At 71.9% G+C, this 16838-nt stretch carries 22 protein-coding genes and 1 tRNA gene; 16 read left to right on the top strand and 7 right to left on the bottom strand.

Annotation, left to right across the window (positions count from 1 at the left end; all coding sequences use genetic code 11):
- Positions 1 to 1513: HNH endonuclease signature motif containing protein (locus VGN50_RS13160; RefSeq protein WP_327445264.1), on the top strand; the 1513-nt coding region annotated here is incomplete at its 5' end.
- A gap of 10 nt (positions 1514 to 1523) precedes the next feature.
- Here VGN50_RS13160 and VGN50_RS13155 read toward each other — a convergent pair.
- From VGN50_RS13155 to VGN50_RS13145, 3 genes are read right to left on the bottom strand one after another with little or no spacing between them, the layout of a single operon-like run.
- On the bottom strand, positions 1524 to 2123 hold the full coding sequence (locus VGN50_RS13155) for an isochorismatase family protein (protein ID WP_327445263.1): 600 nt from the start codon (positions 2121 to 2123) through the stop codon (positions 1524 to 1526).
- A gap of 9 nt (positions 2124 to 2132) precedes the next feature.
- Positions 2133 to 3431 carry a kynureninase gene (locus VGN50_RS13150; protein WP_327445262.1) on the bottom strand — a complete coding sequence of 433 codons (1299 nt, stop codon included), beginning with the start codon at positions 3429 to 3431 and terminating at the stop codon, positions 2133 to 2135.
- A gap of 9 nt (positions 3432 to 3440) precedes the next feature.
- Positions 3441 to 4742: a nicotinate phosphoribosyltransferase gene (locus VGN50_RS13145; protein ID WP_327445261.1), complete on the bottom strand. Its 1302-nt coding sequence runs from the start codon at positions 4740 to 4742 to the stop codon at positions 3441 to 3443.
- Between the two features lie 23 nt (positions 4743 to 4765).
- Here VGN50_RS13145 and clpS point away from each other — a divergent pair, with 23 nt between their 5' ends.
- The 5 genes from clpS (at position 4766) to VGN50_RS13120 (ending at position 8093) form a co-directional block, all read left to right on the top strand.
- Positions 4766 to 5056 (top strand): ATP-dependent Clp protease adapter ClpS, encoded by a 291-nt coding sequence (clpS, locus tag VGN50_RS13140; protein WP_327445259.1) that lies wholly within the window; start codon positions 4766 to 4768, stop codon positions 5054 to 5056.
- On the top strand, positions 5057 to 5701 hold the full coding sequence (locus VGN50_RS13135) for a DUF2017 domain-containing protein (protein ID WP_327445258.1): 645 nt from the start codon (positions 5057 to 5059) through the stop codon (positions 5699 to 5701). It begins immediately after the preceding gene.
- 81 nt (positions 5702 to 5782) lie between these two features.
- On the top strand, positions 5783 to 6610 hold the full coding sequence (gene murI, locus VGN50_RS13130) for a glutamate racemase (RefSeq protein WP_327445257.1): 828 nt from the start codon (positions 5783 to 5785) through the stop codon (positions 6608 to 6610).
- Positions 6607 to 7374 (top strand): MBL fold metallo-hydrolase, encoded by a 768-nt coding sequence (locus tag VGN50_RS13125; protein ID WP_327445256.1) that lies wholly within the window; start codon positions 6607 to 6609, stop codon positions 7372 to 7374. The genes murI and VGN50_RS13125 overlap by 4 nt, the downstream gene beginning before the upstream one ends.
- Before the next feature lie 5 nt (positions 7375 to 7379).
- Positions 7380 to 8093: an MBL fold metallo-hydrolase gene (locus VGN50_RS13120; RefSeq protein WP_327445255.1), complete on the top strand. Its 714-nt coding sequence runs from the start codon at positions 7380 to 7382 to the stop codon at positions 8091 to 8093.
- A 15-nt stretch (positions 8094 to 8108) separates the two neighbouring features.
- Here VGN50_RS13120 and VGN50_RS13115 read toward each other — a convergent pair whose 3' ends face one another.
- Entirely contained in the window at positions 8109 to 8930 is an 822-nt protein-coding gene (locus tag VGN50_RS13115; protein WP_327445254.1) for a deoxyribonuclease IV, read from the bottom strand.
- A gap of 43 nt (positions 8931 to 8973) precedes the next feature.
- Between VGN50_RS13115 and rph the strand changes: the two genes are divergently transcribed.
- The 8 genes from rph to VGN50_RS13075 all read left to right on the top strand — a co-directional run bounded on the left by rph (position 8974) and on the right by VGN50_RS13075 (position 13680).
- Positions 8974 to 9750, top strand: coding sequence for a ribonuclease PH (gene rph / locus VGN50_RS13110; RefSeq protein ID WP_327445253.1), 777 nt, complete (start codon positions 8974 to 8976; stop codon positions 9748 to 9750).
- A complete protein-coding gene (gene rdgB / locus VGN50_RS13105; RefSeq protein ID WP_327445252.1) occupies positions 9747 to 10367 on the top strand; it encodes an RdgB/HAM1 family non-canonical purine NTP pyrophosphatase in 621 nt (206 codons plus the stop codon). The genes rph and rdgB overlap by 4 nt, the downstream gene beginning before the upstream one ends.
- 35 nt (positions 10368 to 10402) lie before the next feature.
- Positions 10403 to 10484: transfer RNA gene (locus VGN50_RS13100), tRNA-Leu, on the top strand.
- 1 nt (position 10485) lies between these two features.
- Positions 10486 to 11100: a DUF1684 domain-containing protein gene (locus VGN50_RS13095; protein WP_327445251.1), complete on the top strand. Its 615-nt coding sequence runs from the start codon at positions 10486 to 10488 to the stop codon at positions 11098 to 11100.
- A 42-nt stretch (positions 11101 to 11142) separates the two neighbouring features.
- Positions 11143 to 12468 (top strand): CoA transferase, encoded by a 1326-nt coding sequence (locus tag VGN50_RS13090; RefSeq protein WP_327445250.1) that lies wholly within the window; start codon positions 11143 to 11145, stop codon positions 12466 to 12468.
- Between the two features lie 120 nt (positions 12469 to 12588).
- Positions 12589 to 13059 (top strand): thioredoxin-dependent thiol peroxidase, encoded by a 471-nt coding sequence (gene bcp / locus VGN50_RS13085; RefSeq protein WP_327445249.1) that lies wholly within the window; start codon positions 12589 to 12591, stop codon positions 13057 to 13059.
- A 32-nt stretch (positions 13060 to 13091) separates the two neighbouring features.
- The gene (locus VGN50_RS13080; protein WP_327445248.1) at positions 13092 to 13355 is read left to right on the top strand and encodes a DUF3618 domain-containing protein; all 264 of its coding nucleotides are present in this window, start codon (positions 13092 to 13094) and stop codon (positions 13353 to 13355) included.
- A 28-nt stretch (positions 13356 to 13383) separates the two neighbouring features.
- Positions 13384 to 13680, top strand: a complete 297-nt coding sequence (locus VGN50_RS13075; protein ID WP_327445267.1) for a co-chaperone GroES — start codon at positions 13384 to 13386, stop codon at positions 13678 to 13680.
- On the opposite strand, the gene VGN50_RS13070 is transcribed toward VGN50_RS13075, so the two are convergent.
- Together VGN50_RS13070 and VGN50_RS13065 are read right to left on the bottom strand one after the other, a co-directional pair.
- On the bottom strand, positions 13671 to 14138 hold the full coding sequence (locus tag VGN50_RS13070; protein WP_327445247.1) for a rhodanese-like domain-containing protein: 468 nt from the start codon (positions 14136 to 14138) through the stop codon (positions 13671 to 13673). The two genes, VGN50_RS13075 and VGN50_RS13070, sit on opposite strands and share 10 nt — an antisense overlap.
- Positions 14135 to 14620: a cysteine dioxygenase family protein gene (locus VGN50_RS13065; protein WP_327445246.1), complete on the bottom strand. Its 486-nt coding sequence runs from the start codon at positions 14618 to 14620 to the stop codon at positions 14135 to 14137. The genes VGN50_RS13070 and VGN50_RS13065 overlap by 4 nt, the downstream gene beginning before the upstream one ends.
- Positions 14621 to 15058: 438 nt before the next feature.
- Here VGN50_RS13065 and VGN50_RS13060 point away from each other — a divergent pair, with 438 nt between their 5' ends.
- Both VGN50_RS13060 and VGN50_RS13055 read left to right on the top strand, forming a co-directional pair.
- Positions 15059 to 15628 carry a HutD family protein gene (locus VGN50_RS13060; protein ID WP_327445245.1) on the top strand — a complete coding sequence of 190 codons (570 nt, stop codon included), beginning with the start codon at positions 15059 to 15061 and terminating at the stop codon, positions 15626 to 15628.
- Positions 15625 to 16494, top strand: coding sequence for an aminoglycoside phosphotransferase family protein (locus VGN50_RS13055; protein ID WP_327445244.1), 870 nt, complete (start codon positions 15625 to 15627; stop codon positions 16492 to 16494). Before VGN50_RS13060 ends, VGN50_RS13055 begins: the two co-directional genes overlap by 4 nt.
- Positions 16495 to 16497: 3 nt before the next feature.
- On the opposite strand, the gene VGN50_RS13050 is transcribed toward VGN50_RS13055, so the two are convergent.
- A complete protein-coding gene (locus VGN50_RS13050; protein WP_327445243.1) occupies positions 16498 to 16818 on the bottom strand; it encodes a hypothetical protein in 321 nt (106 codons plus the stop codon).
- Positions 16819 to 16838: the final 20 nt, after the last annotated feature.

Below are 16838 nucleotides of genomic sequence, written 5' to 3'. Positions count from 1 at the left end.
TATGTTCGAGTCGGTGGGGGCCGTGGTGGGGGTTGACCCTGCGGTGCTGGCGGCCGTCCTGTTCGCGGTGACGGACGAGGACATCGCCGCGTTGACGGTGGGCCAGGCCGAGGCGCTGACCCTGGCCGCGGAGCGGGTGATGGCCGCGGTGGCGGCGCGGCAGCGCTCGGCGATCGAGACGGTGGCGCGGCGCTGTGAGGAGCGGTGCGAGCGTGAGGCCGCGGACGCGGCCGCTGCGGGCCGGCGGCCCCTGCACCTGTCGGGGGACCAGCTCGCGGCGGGGTCGCTGGCGCCGCTGCTGCACGTGTCACCGCGGACCATGGTCACCAGGGTCGACCGGGCCCGGCGGGTGGTGTGCTCGCTGCCGGGGGTCCAGGCGCTGGCCTGGTCCGGGGCGTTGGAGGCCTACCGGGTCGATGCGGTGGTGGGTGAGTCGCTGGCCGCGCCCACCGACCGGTTGCACGAGTTCGAGGCGCGGGTCCTCGAGGGCGGCATCACCGGCCTGCCCTGCGCGGCGTTGCGGGCCCGGGCGCGCCGCTGCGCCGACCGGTGCGCCCCCCTGGAGGCCGGGCAGGCGTGCGAGCAGGCCCGGACCCGGCGCGAGGTACGGGTGCGCCCCGGGGAGTGTTCGGGCATGACCCGGCTGGTCGCGGACCTGCCCACCTCGACCGCGCTACGCCTCTGGGGGGCCGTGGACGCCCTCGCCGCGGAGTACGCCCGAGCCCAACCCGGGCTGCTCATGGGCGCCGCACGCGCGGACGCGCTGGCCGACCTCGTGGAGGCCAACGCCACCATCAGCACCTCCATCGAGCTCGTCACGCCCGTGCAGGCCCACGCGCCCGGCTCGCTGCGCGTCTTCCGGCCGGCCGCTTCGACCGACTGCCTGGCCCCGGACCCATCGGACCCGGCCGCCGCCTCTTCCGCCGATCCAGCAACCACCGACCCAGCGGCCGGCGACACTTCAGCCGCCGACACGGCTACGGCCGCACCAGCGGGGTGGTTCGTCGATGTCGGCGGCTGCCAGGAGCTCGACGACGGGATCCTGCACGACCACGACGGCGAGCTGTGGTTCGTGTCCGCGCATACCGAGGTCCCCAGCCTGGGCTCGCTGCTGCCGGCCGACGTCGTCGCCCTGCTCAGCGACCCCGACACCGCCGTGCGCGTGGCCGGCTCCGACCCCGCCACCGGGGCCGTGCGCTGGCAGGACCCCGACACCTACCGGCCCGGCGCCCGCACCGCCCGCGCGGTCCGCTCCCGCGACGGCACCTGCCGCTTCCCCGGCTGCGCCACCGCGGCCCGCCGCTGCCAGCTCGACCACGTCATCCGCCACCCCGACGGCCCGACCCAGGTCACCAACCTGCAGACCCTGTGCGCCACCCACCACGCGTTCAAACACCACGCCGGCTGGCGCGTCCAGATGGACCCCCACGGCATCTGCACCTGGACCGCACCCGACGGACGCACCCACACCACCTGGCCCGCCGACCGTCACAGCTACCCCCGCGCGGCCTGACCAGACGGTTTCAGCCCTGAGGTTGCGAAGCGACCTCTCCGGAGGTCTGCACGTTGGCGTCCGCCAGCTCACGCAGGGCCGCCGCCGTGGTGTCGGGCGCCACCCCCGCAGTCAGGTCCAGCAGCACGGTCGTGTCGAAGCCGGCCGCGACGGCATCCAGCGCGGTCGCCCGGACGCAGTGGTCCGTCGCAATGCCGACGACATCAAGGGAGTCGACCTCCCGCCCGTGCAGCCAGTCAGCGAGACCGACCCTGTGGTCGCCCTCCACGGTGAAGCCCTCGAAACCACTGTAGGCCGCGCTGTGGTGCCCCTTGCGGAAGATGGCCTGCACCCGCTCGAAGGCGGGCTCGGCGGCTGGGTGGAACAGCGCCCCGTCGCTGCCGACTCGGCAGTGCACCGGCCAGGTGGCGACATAGTCGGGGTGCTCGCTGAAGTGCGAGCCCGGGTCCTCGTGCCAGTCCGCGGTCGCGACGATCGCGGCATACCTCTCGCCGTGAGCCTGGACGTACGCGCTGATACGGGCCGCCACCTCGGCGCCACCTGCCACCGCGAGCGAACCGCCCTCGCAGAAGTCGTTCTGGACGTCGACGATCACCAGTCCGCGGGCCATGGCGCGACGCTACTGCGTGAGACCCGAGACCGGGGCGTCCGAGGCCGCAGACGAACCCGAGCCCGCGTCATACGCCACGACAGCGTCCCGCAGGGCGAGCATGCCCGTGACCACCTCCGCGAAGCTCGTGCTCAGCGGGGAGACACCGATCCGCAGACCGTCCGGGTCGCGATAGTCGGGGATGACCCCCTGCGACCACAGAGCGGCCGTCACCTCGCGGAAACCCTTGCGGCGCAACGTCACATGCCCACCCCGGAGCGCGGCGTCGCGTGGGGACGCCACCTCGACCCCGAGCGGTACCAGGAGGGAGTCCGCCAACCGGATGACGAGCTCAGTGAGGGCGACCGACTTGGTCCGGATCGCCTCGATGCCGGCCTCCTCCACCAGGTCGAGACTGGCCTGGAGCGGCACCATGGCCAGGATGGGCGGGGTGCCCGAGATGAAGGACCGGATGCCGTCAGCGGGGTCGTAGCCCGGGCCCATGTCGAACGCGTCGCGTCGCCCGATCCACCCCCAGATCGGCTGCCGCAGCCGGCCGTGGTGGCGCGCCGCGACGTACGCCCAGGCGGGCGAGCCCGGACCTCCGTTGAGGTACTTGTACGTGCAGCCGACCGCGAGGTCGGCGCCCCACTCGTCGAGCGCTACGGGCACCGAGCCACCGCTGTGGCACAGGTCCCACAGCACCAGCCCGCCGGCGTCGTGCACGGCGGCGGTGATGGCGGGACCGTCGGCGAGATGCCCCGACCGGTAGGCGACATGGCTGAAGACGGCGAGGGCGGTCTGAGGGCCCACAGCCTCGCGGACCTGGTCGATCGTCACGCCGGAGGTCGGGTCGGTCTCGATCCAGCGCAGGGTCAGGCCGCGTTCGCCGGCGATGCCCTCGAGGACGTAGCGGTCGGTGGGGAAGTTGTCCGTGTCGAGCACGATCTCCGTGCGTCGCTGCGGCCCCGCCGCCTGGGCGTCCACTGCGGCCCGGCTCAGCTTGTAGAGCAGCACCGTGGTCGAGTCCGCCACGACCGTCTGGCCGGGAGCCGCACCGAGGACGAGCGAGCCCAGCCGGTCACCGATCCGCATCGGCCAGTCGAGCCACTGCTCGTCCCACGCGCGGATCAGCCGGTCGCCCCACAGCTGCTCGGTGAAGTCGCGCAGCCGCTGCGGCACGTCGGCCACCGGGCGTCCCAGCGAGTTGCCGTCGAAGTAGGCGACCAGGTCGCTCCCCTCCGGCGACAGGAACCGCTGGCGCAGCCCAGCCAACGGGTCCTGGGCGTCGAGTGTGGCAGCCTCGCGGTGGAGGTCGTGGTCGTCCATCCCCGGAGGCTACTGCCTCAGCTCGGTGGGGATCACCGGCTCGCCCCGTTGGAGCCGGTGCGCCTCGGCCGGCAGCTCGGCGAGGGACTCACGGTGACGTACTCGAGCCGCCTCGAGCGACGTCGCCGCCCCGTCGACCACCTCGCCGCCGGTGACGAGGGATACGAGCAGCGACCGGTCGTCCCCGTCGTTCGCAGGCGGCTCGCCGATGCCGACGACCTCGGCCTCGGCCACCCCGCGGGCATCACGACGACGGAGCGCGTACTTGCGACCCGCAACGGACATCTTGTTGGCACTGAGCTTGGCGACGCCGACCATGGCGCCGGTCGCGTCCTCGCGGGCCACCAGCTTGTAGACCATCCCGGCGGTCGGAGCGCCCGAACCGGTCACCAGCGACGTCCCCACGCCGTAGCGGTCCACCGGACCGGCAGCCAGCGCCGCGATCGCGTACTCGTCGAGGTCTGAGGTGACGACGATCTCGGTCGAGCGAGCCCCCAGCCGGTCGAGCTGGTCGCGGACCTCCCGAGCCTGGACGAGCAGGTCGCCGGAGTCCAGCCGGACCGCGCCGAGCTCCGGACCGGCCAGCTCGACGGCCAGCTCGACGGCCGCGGTGACGTCGTAGGTGTCGACCAGCAGGGTCGTGTCCTTGCCCAGGGCGGCGATCTGGGCGGCGAAGGCGCTGCGCTCGTCGTCGTGCAGCAGCGTGAACGCGTGCGCGGCGGTGCCGCCCGTGGGCACCCCGAACCGCCGCCCGGCCTCCAGGTTCGACGTGGCCGCGAACCCTGCGATGTATGCCGCGCGCGCGGCCGCGACCGCGGCCTCCTCGTGAGTGCGGCGAGAGCCCATCTCGATGCAGGGTCGGTCGCCCGCGGCGGAGGTCATCCGCGACGCTGCCGACGCGATGGCGCTGTCGTGGTTGAGGATGCTCAGCACGAGGGTCTCGAGGACGACACCGTGGGCGAAGTCGGCCTCGACCACGAGCACAGGCGAGCCGGGGAAGTAGCACTCGCCCTCGGCATACCCCCAGATGTGGCCGTCGAAGCGGTAGTCCGCGAGGAAGGACAGGGTCGTGTCGTCCACGAGCGACCGCACCGACTCGAGCTCGGCGTCACCGAAGCGGAAGCGGGTGACGGCGTCGACCAGCCGTCCAGTGCCGGCGACGACGCCATAGCGTCGGCCGGGCGGCAGACGCCGCGCGAAGACCTCGAACACGCATCGTCGCGAGGCGGCGCCGCTGCGCAGTGCCGCCTCGAGCATGGTGAGCTCGTAGTGGTCCGTGAGCAGCGCGGTGGTAGGGGAACAAGAGGCCACGAGCGCAGCCTAAGGTGGGAGCCGTGTCCCTCGCCCCCGCTGAGCAGCAGAGCGTCGCCACGGACGACGCGACACAGGTCGACGTCCCCTGGATCACGCTCGTGTGGAACGACCCGGTCAACCTCATGTCCTACGTGACCTTTGTCTTCCAGACCTACTTCGGGTACTCCAAGACCAAGGCCGAGCGGCTCATGCTCGACGTGCACGTCAAGGGGCGCGCGGTCGTCTCCACCGGCACCCGCGAGCGGATGGAGACCGACACCGAGGCGCTCCAGGGGTACGGCCTGTGGGCCACCTTCCAGAAGGACGTCTGAGTGGCCCGCGGGTTCAAGCGACGCAACGGTCGCTACGTCGCCAGGCTCGACGTGGTCGAGCGGGGCCTCGTGGTCGGCCTGATGGAGCAGGTCCTCGAGCTCGTCGAGCCCGAGCCTGAACCCCCGGCGGATGCCGGCGAGCCGACCGCCGGCTCCGGTGACGAGTTCGACCAGATCGTCGCGGGCCTCGGCAGCATCGGGGTCGGCGTCTCGCTGTCGGCCGCCGACCAGGTGCCGGAGCTGACCGGCGACGTGCCCCCGCCGCGCGACCCCGCCCTGGACCGCATCTTCCCGACCGCCAACCGGGAGGACGACCAGCTGGCCGCGGAGTTCCGCAGGCTGACCGAGGACGGCCTGCGGGCCCGCAAGGCAGCCAACCTCACCACGGCCATCGACGCACTGTCCGAGGTCGGTGACCAGAAGGTCTCTTTGCTCCCGGACCAGGCCCTGGCACTGCTCGTGGCCCTGACGGACGTGCGTCTCGTGCTCGGAGAGCGGCTCGGCCTCAAGCAGGACAGCGACCTGGAGCTGCTGGAGGAGCAGGTCTCCGGTCTCGCCGAGGACGACCCGGCCGTCTACGCCCTGGCCGTGTACGACTTCCTGACCTGGCTGCAGGAGACGCTGGCGCACGCGTTGGTCCCCTGAGACCGAGGCCTGAGGGTGATGTGACTCACCGAACGGCAGACCCAGGGGTCTGTCAGTGGGTCGCGCCCCTAGCCTTGACCCGTGGCTGATGCACCCATCGGTATCTTCGACTCCGGATATGGCGGGCTGACGGTCGCTCGCGCCGTCCTCGACCAGCTCCCGCATGAGTCGATCGCCTACTTCGGTGACACGGCGCGGGCCCCCTATGGCCCCCGGCCCATCGCCCAGACCAGGGAGTTCGCGCTGGAGTGCCTCGACCGCCTGGTCGACCACGGCGTCAAGACCCTGGTCATCGCGTGTAACACGGCCAGTGCGGCAGTCCTGCACGACGCCCGCGAGCGCTACGACGTGCCCGTCGTCGAGGTGATCAGGCCGGCCGTGCGACGTGCGGCGCGCGCGACCCGCAACCACCGGGTCGGCGTCATCTCCACGCAGGGCACCCACCAGTCGAGCGCCTACGTCGACGCCTTCGCGGCCGCCCCTCATCTCCAGGTGACCAGCGTCCCCTGCCCGCGCTTCGTCTCGTTCGTCGAGGCCGGCCAGACGACCGGACCCGAGGTGATCGAGGTCGCCCGCGACTACCTGCGGCTACTCGTGGAGGGCGACGTCGACACGCTGGTGCTGGGCTGCACGCACTACCCGCTGCTCACCGGCGCGATCTCCTACGTGATGGGCGACGGCGTGACCCTCGTGTCATCGGCCGACGAGACGGCCAAGGACGTCTACCGCGTGCTCGCCGACCGCGACGCGCTGCGCGACCCGGCCCTGCCGCCCCCCACCCACGGCTTCACCACCACCGGTGACGCCCAGGCGTTCCAGGCCCTGGCCCGGCGGTTCCTCGGCCCCGAGGTCGGCGACTTCCACGGCGACGGGTCGGTCGTCCGGACGGCGGCGGTGGTCCGGCCGTGAGGCTGACCGTGGTCGGCTGCTCGGGTTCGTTCGCCGGCCCCAGCTCGCCGGCGTCCTCCTACCTCGTCCAGGCCGACGACGGCGACCGCACCTGGTCCATCCTGCTGGACCTCGGCAGCGGTGCCCTCGGCGCCCTCCAGCGCCACCTGGACCCGGCCGATCTCGACGCCGTGTTCGTGAGCCACCTGCACCCCGACCACTGCGTCGACATCTGCGGCCTCTACGTCACCCGCAAGTACCGTCCTGCCGGCGCCCTCCCCGGCCGGCTGCCCGTGCACGCTCCCCGGGGCGCCGAGCAGCGGTTCGCGCTGATGTACCACGGGCTCGAGCACGATGGCATGAGCGGCGAGCTGGCCGTCCACGAGCTGTCGGAAGCCCAGGTGACGCAGGTCGGGCCCCTGCGCGTCACGGCATACCGCGTCAACCACCCTGTCGAGGCCTACGGCTTCCGGGTCGAGGCCGACGGGGCAGTGCTGGCCTACACCGGCGACACCGACACATGCGAGGCCTTGACGCCCTTGCTGACGGGGGCGAACCTCGCCCTCATGGACAGTGCGTTCGTGGACGGGCGCGACGAGGCCACGGGCATCCACCTGTCGGGCAGCCGCGCGGCGAAGGCCGCTGCGGAGGCCGGTGGGGTGCGCCGGCTCATGCTCACCCACATCCCGCCCTGGAACGACCCCGAGGTATGCCGCACGCAGGCTGCCGCGGTCTGGTCCGGTCCGTTGGACCTGGCCACCCCCGACGAGACCTACGAGGTGTGAGGCGCATGGCCAGGACTCCAGCCGTTTCCGTAGCGCCCGGCGTCTGGCGCATCCCGCTCGTCGGCGACTTCGTCAACGGCTACATCCTGCGCGACGACGACGGGCAGGTGACGCTCGTCGACATGGGTGTCAAGTCCTCCGGTGGGAAGGTCATGGCGGCGCTGGCGTCGGTCGGGTCGGGCCCCAGTGACGTCACCCGGCTCCTGCTGACCCACGCTCACCCCGACCATGCCGGAGGGGCGGCCCACGTGGCTCGCGAGACGGGGCGGCAGTTCGGCATCCACGAGGACGACGCCGAGTCCGCGACCGCGGGCACCTCGCCCCCGCGCGACTCCTCGCTGCGGCTCGGACGGCTGTTCAACCGGATCGGCAGTGGGTCCTTCGACCCGGTTCCCGTCGGGGAGACGTTCACCGACGGCCAGCTCGTGCCGTTCGCCGGTGGCATCGAGGTCGTGCACACGCCCGGTCACTCACCCGGCCACGCCGCATACCTGCTGCGTGAGGCGGGGGTGCTCATCACCGGCGACTCGATCTTCAACGTCCGCGGCCTGCGCTGGCCGATCAAGGCGTTCTGCACGGACTTCCGGCTCACCACGAAGACGGCGCACCGCCTGGCCGAGCTGGACTACACCGTCGCGGCCTTCACGCACGGGCCGCACCTGTCGGACCGGCCGCGCGAGCACATCCGGCGGTTCCTGGCGACGCACCCGGTCGCCTAGGCCTCCGTCGCCGGCCTAGAGGCGAGCGCGCAGCCAGTCGAGGTCGGCGCGCTGGCCCTCCAGGCCGCCGCGGGTCTCGATGACCACCGGGGCCTTTGCGGCGCGCACCGCACCGGCGAGCTCGTCCGGGTCGATCAGGCCCTCGCCGAGGTTGGTATGCCGGTCGGCTCCGGAGCCGAACTCGTCGCGGCTGTCGTTGCAGTGGACCAGGTCGATGCGCCCGGTGATCGCCCGGATCTGCTCGACCGCCGTGGCCAGCCCGATGCCGCCCGCGTGCGCGTGACAGGTGTCGAGGCAGAAACCGACCTGCTCGGCCCCCTGCGCGCTGCCGATGGCGTCCCAGACGCGGGCGATCCGCTCCAGCGTGCGCGCCATGGCGTTGTCGCCACCTGCGGTGTTCTCCAGCAGCAGCGGGACCCTCAGGTCGGTGGCCTCGATCGCCTTGCGCCAGTTGTCGAAGCCCTTGTCGACCTCGTCCTCCTTGTCGACGTGGCCGCCGTGGACGATGAGACCCTTCGCGCCGACCGAGGCGGCCGCGTCGATGAACTGCTGGAGCAGCTTGCGGCTGGGGATGCGGATCCGGTTGTTCGTGGTGGCGACGTTGATCAGGTAGGGAGCATGCACGTAGAGGTCGACCCCCGCCGCCTCTGCGTCGGCCTTCAGGGCCTCGGGGCCGCCCGCGTAGTCGACCACAGGGCCCTTGTAGCTCTGGGGGTCGCCGAGGAAGAACTGGCTCAGCCCGGCGCCGCGCTCCCGCGCCGCCGACACCGGGTCGGCCGAGTCGACATGGGCGCCGATCGCAGGCTGGGTGGCGGGCGTGGGCGAGGTGGCGGGCATGGCCCCAGACTAGGCGGACCCCCAGACGGTTAGCCTTGCCGACGTGAATGAGACGACCGCGAACCAGAGCCTGCCGACCCGCCACGACGGCCGCACCCCCGACCAGACCCGAGAGGTGCGCATCACGCGCAACTGGCTGGACCATGCCGAGGGCAGCGTGCTCGTCGAGTTCGGCCGGACCAAGGTGCTGTGCGCCGCGTCGTTCACCGGGGGAGTGCCCCGCTGGCTCAAGGGCAAGGGCACCGGCTGGGTCACCTCCGAGTACGAGATGCTCCCGCGCTCGACCAACACCCGCACCGACCGGGAGTCCCGCAAGGGCCGGGTGGGCGGTCGTACCCACGAGATCAGCCGGCTGATCGGGCGCAGCCTGCGGGCCATCATCGACACCAAGGCCCTGGGTGAGAACACCATCGTCCTGGACTGCGACGTGCTGCAGGCCGATGGGGGCACCCGGACCGCCTCCATCACCGGCGCCTACGTCGCCCTGGTCGACGCGATCGAGGACGCCCGGGCCAAGGGGCTCATCGCCAGGGACGCCCGGCCGCTGACTGGTTCCATCGCGGCCGTCAGTGTGGGCATCGTGAACGGCGCCGCGGTCATCGACCTGGACTACCCCGAGGACTCGACGGCCGAGACCGACATGAACGTCGTGATGACCGGCGACGGCCGGTTCGTCGAGATCCAGGGGACCGCCGAGGGGGAGCCCTTCGACCGGGCCATGCTCGATGCCCTGCTCGACAAGGCGACGGTCGGCTGCGCGGAGCTGACGACCAAGCAGCAGGAGGCCCTCGCCACCGCGCCGCGTGAGCGCGTGCTGTGACCCGGGAGACCACCCGGCTCGTCCTCGCTACCCGTAATGACCACAAGGTGGTCGAGCTGCGGGCCATCCTCGCCGACGTGTCTGCCGAGCTAGGGCTCGAGATCGTGGGCGCCTCGGAGTTCGCCGGCGCGCCCGACGTGGTGGAGGACGAGGTCACGTTCGAGGGCAACGCCCGGCTCAAGGCGCAGGCGCTCGCAGCCCACACCGGGCTGCCCGCGCTGGCCGACGACTCGGGGCTGGCCGTCGACGTCCTCGGTGGCGCGCCCGGCATCTTCTCCGCGCGCTGGGCGGGGCGCCATGGCGACGACCGCGCGAACCTCGAGCTGCTGCTCGCCCAGTTGTCCGACGTCCGCGACGGGCACCGGGGCGCGGCCTTCGTCTGTGCGGCTGTGCTGGCGCTGCCGGACGGCACGGTGCGTGCGACGGAGGGCCGGATGCCGGGTTCGCTGGCCCGGGAGCCCAAGGGGGTCAACGGTTTCGGGTACGACCCCGTCTTGGTGGTCGAGGGCGGCACGCGCCACGCGGCCGAGCTCACTGCCGAGGAGAAGAACGCGATCTCCCACCGCGGCAAGGCCTTTCGCGCCATGGTGCCGCACCTGCGGGACCTCCTCGGCTGACCACCCGTCAGAGCCGCGGCTAGAGTGGCCACCGCGCGCAAGTGGCGGAATTGGCAGACGCGTCAGGTTTAGGTCCTGGTGCCTTCGGGTGTGCGGGTTCGAGTCCCGCCTTGCGCACATGAACGGACAGGACGAGCCGGCGTACCCGGGGGCGCTCGATGTCGCCTCCTGGCGGCGCGAGGTCCATGCGTTGTATGCCGCGGTGCGGGCCGAGCCCGACCCGGTCATCGCCCACGCACTGTGGACCGACACCCGCGCGCGCCTCTTCCTGGACCACCCGGCGTCGCCCCGCAGCGGGGACCAGGCAATGCGGCACGCGGCGTACGACCCGGCATACCGGTTCGTCGTCTCCGTCGAGCCCGCGGAGCCGCAGCGCTGGGAGTTCGCCTCGGCGAGCGACGGCACGGTGCCCTTCGAGCGCTTCGGCCAGGTCACCTTGGGGGAGCTCGGACGGCTCGACCTCTGGTGGCTCGACTCCTACGGCGGCGGGATCTTCCTGCCCGTGCGTGACGGCTCGGCCGGATCCGAGACCTACGGGGCGGGGCGCTATGTCCTCGACACCGTCAAGGGCGCCGACCTGGGGCGCGAGGGCGAGGACTGGGTGGTCGACCTGAACTTCGCCTACAACCCCTCCTGCGTCTATGACCCGCGGTGGAACTGTCCGCTGGCCCCGGCGGGCAACCGCTTCGCCGCCTCGGCACCCGTGGGCGAGCTGCTGCCCGTGGGCTACTGACGGCGTCTTCATCACCGACCTCGCGACGCCTAGCATCGGGACGTGAACCACCTGCTGCGCGAGGTGCTGCCTGCCCTCGACCTCTCCGAGTCGTATGCCGCGCAGCACCTGGCGCTCGCCGGTGGCAGTGCGCTCCCGTCCGCGCTGCCGGTGAGCACCCTGGCGTGTGGCGCGGTCGCGGCGGCAGGCCTGGCAGCCTCAGCCCTGGTCGGCGGAGAGCGCGTGCGGGTCGACCCACGGCAGGTGGCGGTGTCGTTCCGCGCCGACCAGCTGCTGAGGCTCGATGGAGAGTCTCTTCCGGGTTTCGCCCCAATGTCGGGCTTCTTCGAGGCCTCCGACGGGTGGGTGCGCACACACGCCAACTACCCGCACCACCGGGACCGGCTGCTGCGCGCCCTCGGCCTGCCCGGCGGTGTCACGCGTGCGGACGTCGCGGCGGCCATCGCCACCGCGACGGCTCAGGAGGTGGAGGATCTCGTCACCTCCGACCAGGGCATCGCGGTGCGCGTCCGCTCGTGGGCTGAGTGGCGTGCCGGCGAACAGGCCGCCGCGGTGGCCGCGCACGACCTGCTCGAGGTCGGCACGGTGGGCGCAGCCGCGCCAGTGGCGGTGCGCGCGGCACCAAGGGTCCTCGACCTCACCAGAGTGCTGGCCGGCCCCGTGGCGACGCGCACTCTCGCGCTCGTCGGGTGCGACGTCCTGCGCGTCGACAGCCCGCACCTGCCCGAGCTCGACGCTCTCTACCTGGACACCGGACCCGGCAAGCGGTCCACCCTCGTCGACCTCCACGACGAGCATGCCCGCGCTCGCCTGCACGAGCTGCTCGATCAGGCGGACGTGCTCGTGACGGGCTACCGGCCGGGGTCGCTCGTCGCCTTCGGTCTCGACCCGGAGCGGCTCGCCCACACCCACCCCCACCTTGTCTGTGCGTCCCTCAGCGCGTGGACGCCGAGCGGCCATTGGGGCGCCCGTCGCGGCTTCGACAGCATCGTCCAGGCGGCGACGGGGATCGCGCTCATCGAGTCCCCTGACGGCCGGACCCCAGGCGCGCTGCCGGCGCAGGCGCTGGACCACGCCACGGGCTACCTGCTGGCGGCCGGCATCTTGACCGCCTTACGGCGCCGAGCCGCTGAGGGTGGCACGTGGCGCGTCAGCGCCCATCTCGCGAGAACCGCCCAGTGGCTGCCGGCGACCGACGCCCTCGATGGCCCGGCGGTCGCCGTCGCCCCGGAGCCGTGGCTCATGCATGCCCCGACAGAGCGCGGGGAGGTGCGGCTGCCCCGACCGGCCTTCCGGATCGACGAGCGGTTCTCCCGGTTCGCCGAGGTCGGTCGACGCTGGGGTGCTGACGAGGCGGCGTGGTCGTGACAGCACCTCTGCGCGGGTACGCAGGCTGCTGCTGGGATAGGTTGGCTTTCACGATCGGATCGAGAGGGCCGCACGGTTGCGTGTGGCCAGGCTCGACGTTGATGCGAGGAGTGCAGCGCAGTGAGTGACCGTCTGAGCCCCGGGGACACCGCCCCTGACTTCACCCTGCCCGACGACAAGGGTGGCCAGGTCTCGCTGTCGGACCTGCGTGGCCGCAAGGTGATCGTCTACTTCTACCCGGCGGCCATGACCCCGGGCTGCACGAGGCAGGCGTGCGACTTCAGTGACAACATCAACACCCTGCACGCTGAGGGCTTCGAGGTGCTGGGCATCTCGCCCGACTCCCCGGCCAAGCTGGCGAAGTTCCGCGACAAGGACGGCCTGACCATCACCCTGCTCGCCGACGAGGACCGGGCGGTGATGAACGCCTATGGCGCCTTCGGCGAGAAGAAGCTCTACGGCAAGACTGTGGACGGCGTCATCCGCAGCACGGTCGTCGTCGACGAGGACGGCACCGTCTCGCACGCGTTCTACAACGTCAAGGCCACCGGACACGTCGCGAAGCTGCGACGCGACCTCGGGCTCGACTGACCGCCGAACCCACCTGACTGAATGGAGCACCCATGAGTGACGACGCCACCTCGGTGGATGCCATCGAGGCCGAGATCACAGCCGCTCGGACCCGCCTGGCCGGCACGGTCGACGAGCTCCATGCGCGCACGGCGCCCAAGGAGATCGCCCGCCGCCAGGTCGAGGCCCTCAAGACGAAGTTCACCGAGGCCACCCGCACGCCGTCCGGAGATCTGCGCATCGAGCGGATCGCCGCCGCGGTGGCCGCAGCCGTCGCGCTGATCGGCGTCGCGGCCTGGCGCCGTCGTCGTGGCTGAGGAGTCCGCCGACCGGCTCCCCATCCGGATGCTGCACGACCGTGTGCTCGTCTCGCTCGAGGGTGAGGGCGGCGAGCGGCGCTCCGGCGGTGGCATCGTCATCCCTGCCACGGCCAGTGTCGGCAAGCGGCTCGGGTGGGCGCGAGTTGTGGCGATCGGCGCGAACGTGCGCCAGGTCAAGGTCGACGACCGGGTCCTGTTCGACCCCGAGGATCGGGCCGAGGTCGAGCTCCAGTCCCGGGCCTACGTCCTGCTGCGCGAGCGAGACATCCACGCGGTGGCCGCGGCACGGGTCCAGGACGGGCAGACCGGCCTCTACCTGTGAGCTGACACGACCGGCAGACCTGCCTCGCGCCAGGCGCGGAAGCCACCCACGACGTCAGTGGCACGTCGGACTCCCAGTCGTAGCAACGAGTCCGCCGCCAGCGAAGAGGTGTACCCCTCCTGGCAGAGGATGATCACCCGCGTCTCGAACCCGGCCATCGGGAGCCTCGAGTCCGCGCGAGGGTCAAACCTCCACTCCAGCACGTTGCGCTCGACGACCAAAGGAACGAGGTGGGCGGCGACCTCGCCCTCGACAGCGCGCTGCGCGGCCGGCCTGATGTCCACGAGGACCGCTCTTCCATAGAGCGCCTCCTGATAGGCGCCCCGAGGGCTGACCCGTGCCAGGCGGCTGCGGGCGTCGAGGAGCTGGTCGTCGACCCCGTCGTACACCGGCGCCTCCCAGCCTCGGCCGCCGCTGAACTGGTGGGTCTCCCACAGAGTCGTCGTCGCGGCGCTCACCACTGGCTCCCGACCCGCTCGACGGAGGTCTGCTGAAGGCGACCACCGATGAGGGCGTACCGCGTCAGGCCCCTCAGCGCGGGGGAGTACACGTGCACCGACACCGCCGGCCGGTCGCCGAGATTGCGCACGTTGTGGACGTGGCGAGCGCCGAACGAGCGACCCTCGCCCTTCCACAGGGAACGGTCCTGCACCTCGCCTCCGGACCAGCTCTCCTCGACGAGCTCTCCCTCGACGGTGAGGAAGGCGCCCTCGGACCGCAGGTGGTCGTGCCAGCCGGTGCTCGACCCGACGGGCCATCCGATGACCCAGATCTCGAGGTGCTCGGTGGCGTCGAGACGGTGCCAGGTGCGCTCGGTGCTCGTGAGGTCGACGGTGTCGCGCAGCTCAGGGTCGGTGGCGAACAGGCGGCCTGTGCGCAGCAGCTGGCTACGGTTGAAACGGTTGACGCCGGCGGTGCCGGCGGTGGTGATGGTACTCATGACTCTGCTCCAAAGTCTCAGTGTGGGGGTCGGAATGTGCTGTGCGGCAACACATTCGGCGACACAAAGAGCCCTGGGTCAGGTGCAGGTCGAGATGCAGGCGGTGGTATGCCGCGTGAGCTGTGAGGGTGCGGTGCAACGGGATCGTCTCCGGAGGTCGGGCGGCGCGCGAGGAGGCGCCGGGGGGCTGGTGCGGACGGTGAGGTCAGGCGCAGCAGCAACACCGCATGACGCCGTGGCACATGGACATCATGTGCAGGCGCGTCACCGCGGCGGTCGAAGACATGCAACCAGTTCAGCACGGCGGCAGCGGGAGAGTCCACGCGCCGGCGGCAGCGTCTCGAACTCCGGACTCTTGGCCACCCTGGTCTTGCATGCGAGACGGAACCTGCTGCGACGGGCGCACCGCGCGGCATACGAGAGGGGTTGGATGTCCGGGTGAGACTCGTGCGCTCGACCGGATCCCCACGAACCCCCTGGCGCAACGGCGCCGGGTTGACGCGGCCAGTGGCGCAGTGGCCGGCAGAGGCCGGCCTCGACGAGTTCCGTTGGCGGGTCAGCTGTGCGGAGATTGCGGGGGACGCGCCGTTCTCCGCCTTTCCCGGTATCCGCCGCGAGCTCCTGCTCGTGCACGGCGGCCCCCTGACGCTGGTGGTCGACGGGGACCGGCACGTCGTGGCGCGCGATCAGTCGCTCGGTTTCTCCGGCGACGCCCGGGTCGCGTGCCTCGTCAGCGGAGGGCTGCCAGCGGTCGCGCTCAATGTCATGACTCGGCGCGGGGCGTCGACAGCGGCGGTCGCCGTCGAACCGGTGGGTCGGGCCTTGGCTCTGACCGCGCCCGACGACGGCGACCTCGTTGTGGTGGCGCTGGAGGCCGGGACCCGCCTGGGTGGCGCTGACGAGGCGTTGGAGCCCTTCGACGCGGTGTGGTGCGGCGCGGGGGAACGGGTGGCGCTCGGTGGCTCCGGGCGGGTGGCCGTCGTGCGGGTGCAGCCGGACCGCCGATGACACGCCAGGATCTTGAAGAGCGGCTTGCGGACCTGCTCGAGCGCTGGGACCTGACGCCGGGGGAGACCTACGGCGAGGGGTTCCGGGGGCTGGTCGTGGCGGTGAAGTCGGCCACCGGAGTGCCCCTGGTGCTGAAGGTCGACCGACCTGGCTCACCCTTTGACGCCCAGGTCAGCACCATGTGCGCGGCGCAGGGTCGCGGGTATGCCGCCGTCGTCGCCGCAGATCTGGATCGTGGCGGCCTGCTGCTGGAGCGGCTCGGCCCGAGCCTCGCCTCGTCGGCACTTGACCCGCCCGCGCAGGTGACGGCCCTCACGACGACGCTGCTGCGGGCGTGGGAGGTGCCACGGGAGGTGGGCCCACCGGTCCTGGAGGGTCATGACAAGGCTGCTCAGCTCGCGCGGATGGTGGACGAGGGGCGAACCCAGGCAGACGGCATACGGTGGGGCCCTGCTCTGGACCTCGCGCACGCGCTGGCAGCTCATCTGAGCGCGACAAGGGACGCCGCTCGCGACGTTCTCTGTCATGGCGACCCCCACCCGGGGAACGCCGTGCGAGCCGGAGGCTCGAGCGGGGCCGCACGCTACAAGCTCGTCGATCCCGACGGGTTTCGCTGTGAGCCCGAGTACGACCTGGGGGTGGTCCTTCGCGACTTCACGCCGGCGCTGCTGGCGGACCGGCCGTCGGCGACGTCGCGGCACGACGGCTGGTGCCGTCTCGCAGCAACGATGACGGGGCTCGACGGCGAACGAGTCAGGATGTGGGCCTTTGTCGAACGGGTGACGAGCGCCTTGGCGCTGCGCGCCGTCGGTGAGGTGGCCACGGCCGAGGCGTTCCTCTCGGCGGCGATGGTGCTCCGTCCCTGACGGTCAGCGCTTGCTGCCTCGTCCGGGCGGGGCGGGCTCCTTGAGGACCTGGTCGGCCAGGTGCTCAAGGCTGAGGACGCTGACGAGTGAAAGGTCGCACTCCTTGGCCACAGCGTCGGTCGACATTCCGGTGGCGAGCAGCGAGCGGACGGCCAGGGCCATCTGGTCGCGCGCCTCCATCGCGGCCATGGCGTGGAACTGGTGGTCGGCCGCACCCCGTCGCACGGCGTGGACGTGGCTCTCGACGGCAGCACCGGGTGACCCGACGTCACCGGGTGACCCGACAGCACCCCGCGCCGGGCCTGGCTCGACCAGCTCACTCACGCCTAGGGGGAGTCCTCGTG

The organism is Pedococcus sp., assembly GCF_036000045.1.
Lineage (GTDB): Bacteria > Actinomycetota > Actinomycetes > Actinomycetales > Dermatophilaceae > Pedococcus.
The sequence above is the reverse complement of the archived record's forward strand: the minus strand, read 5'-3'. Positions and strand labels throughout refer to the sequence as shown.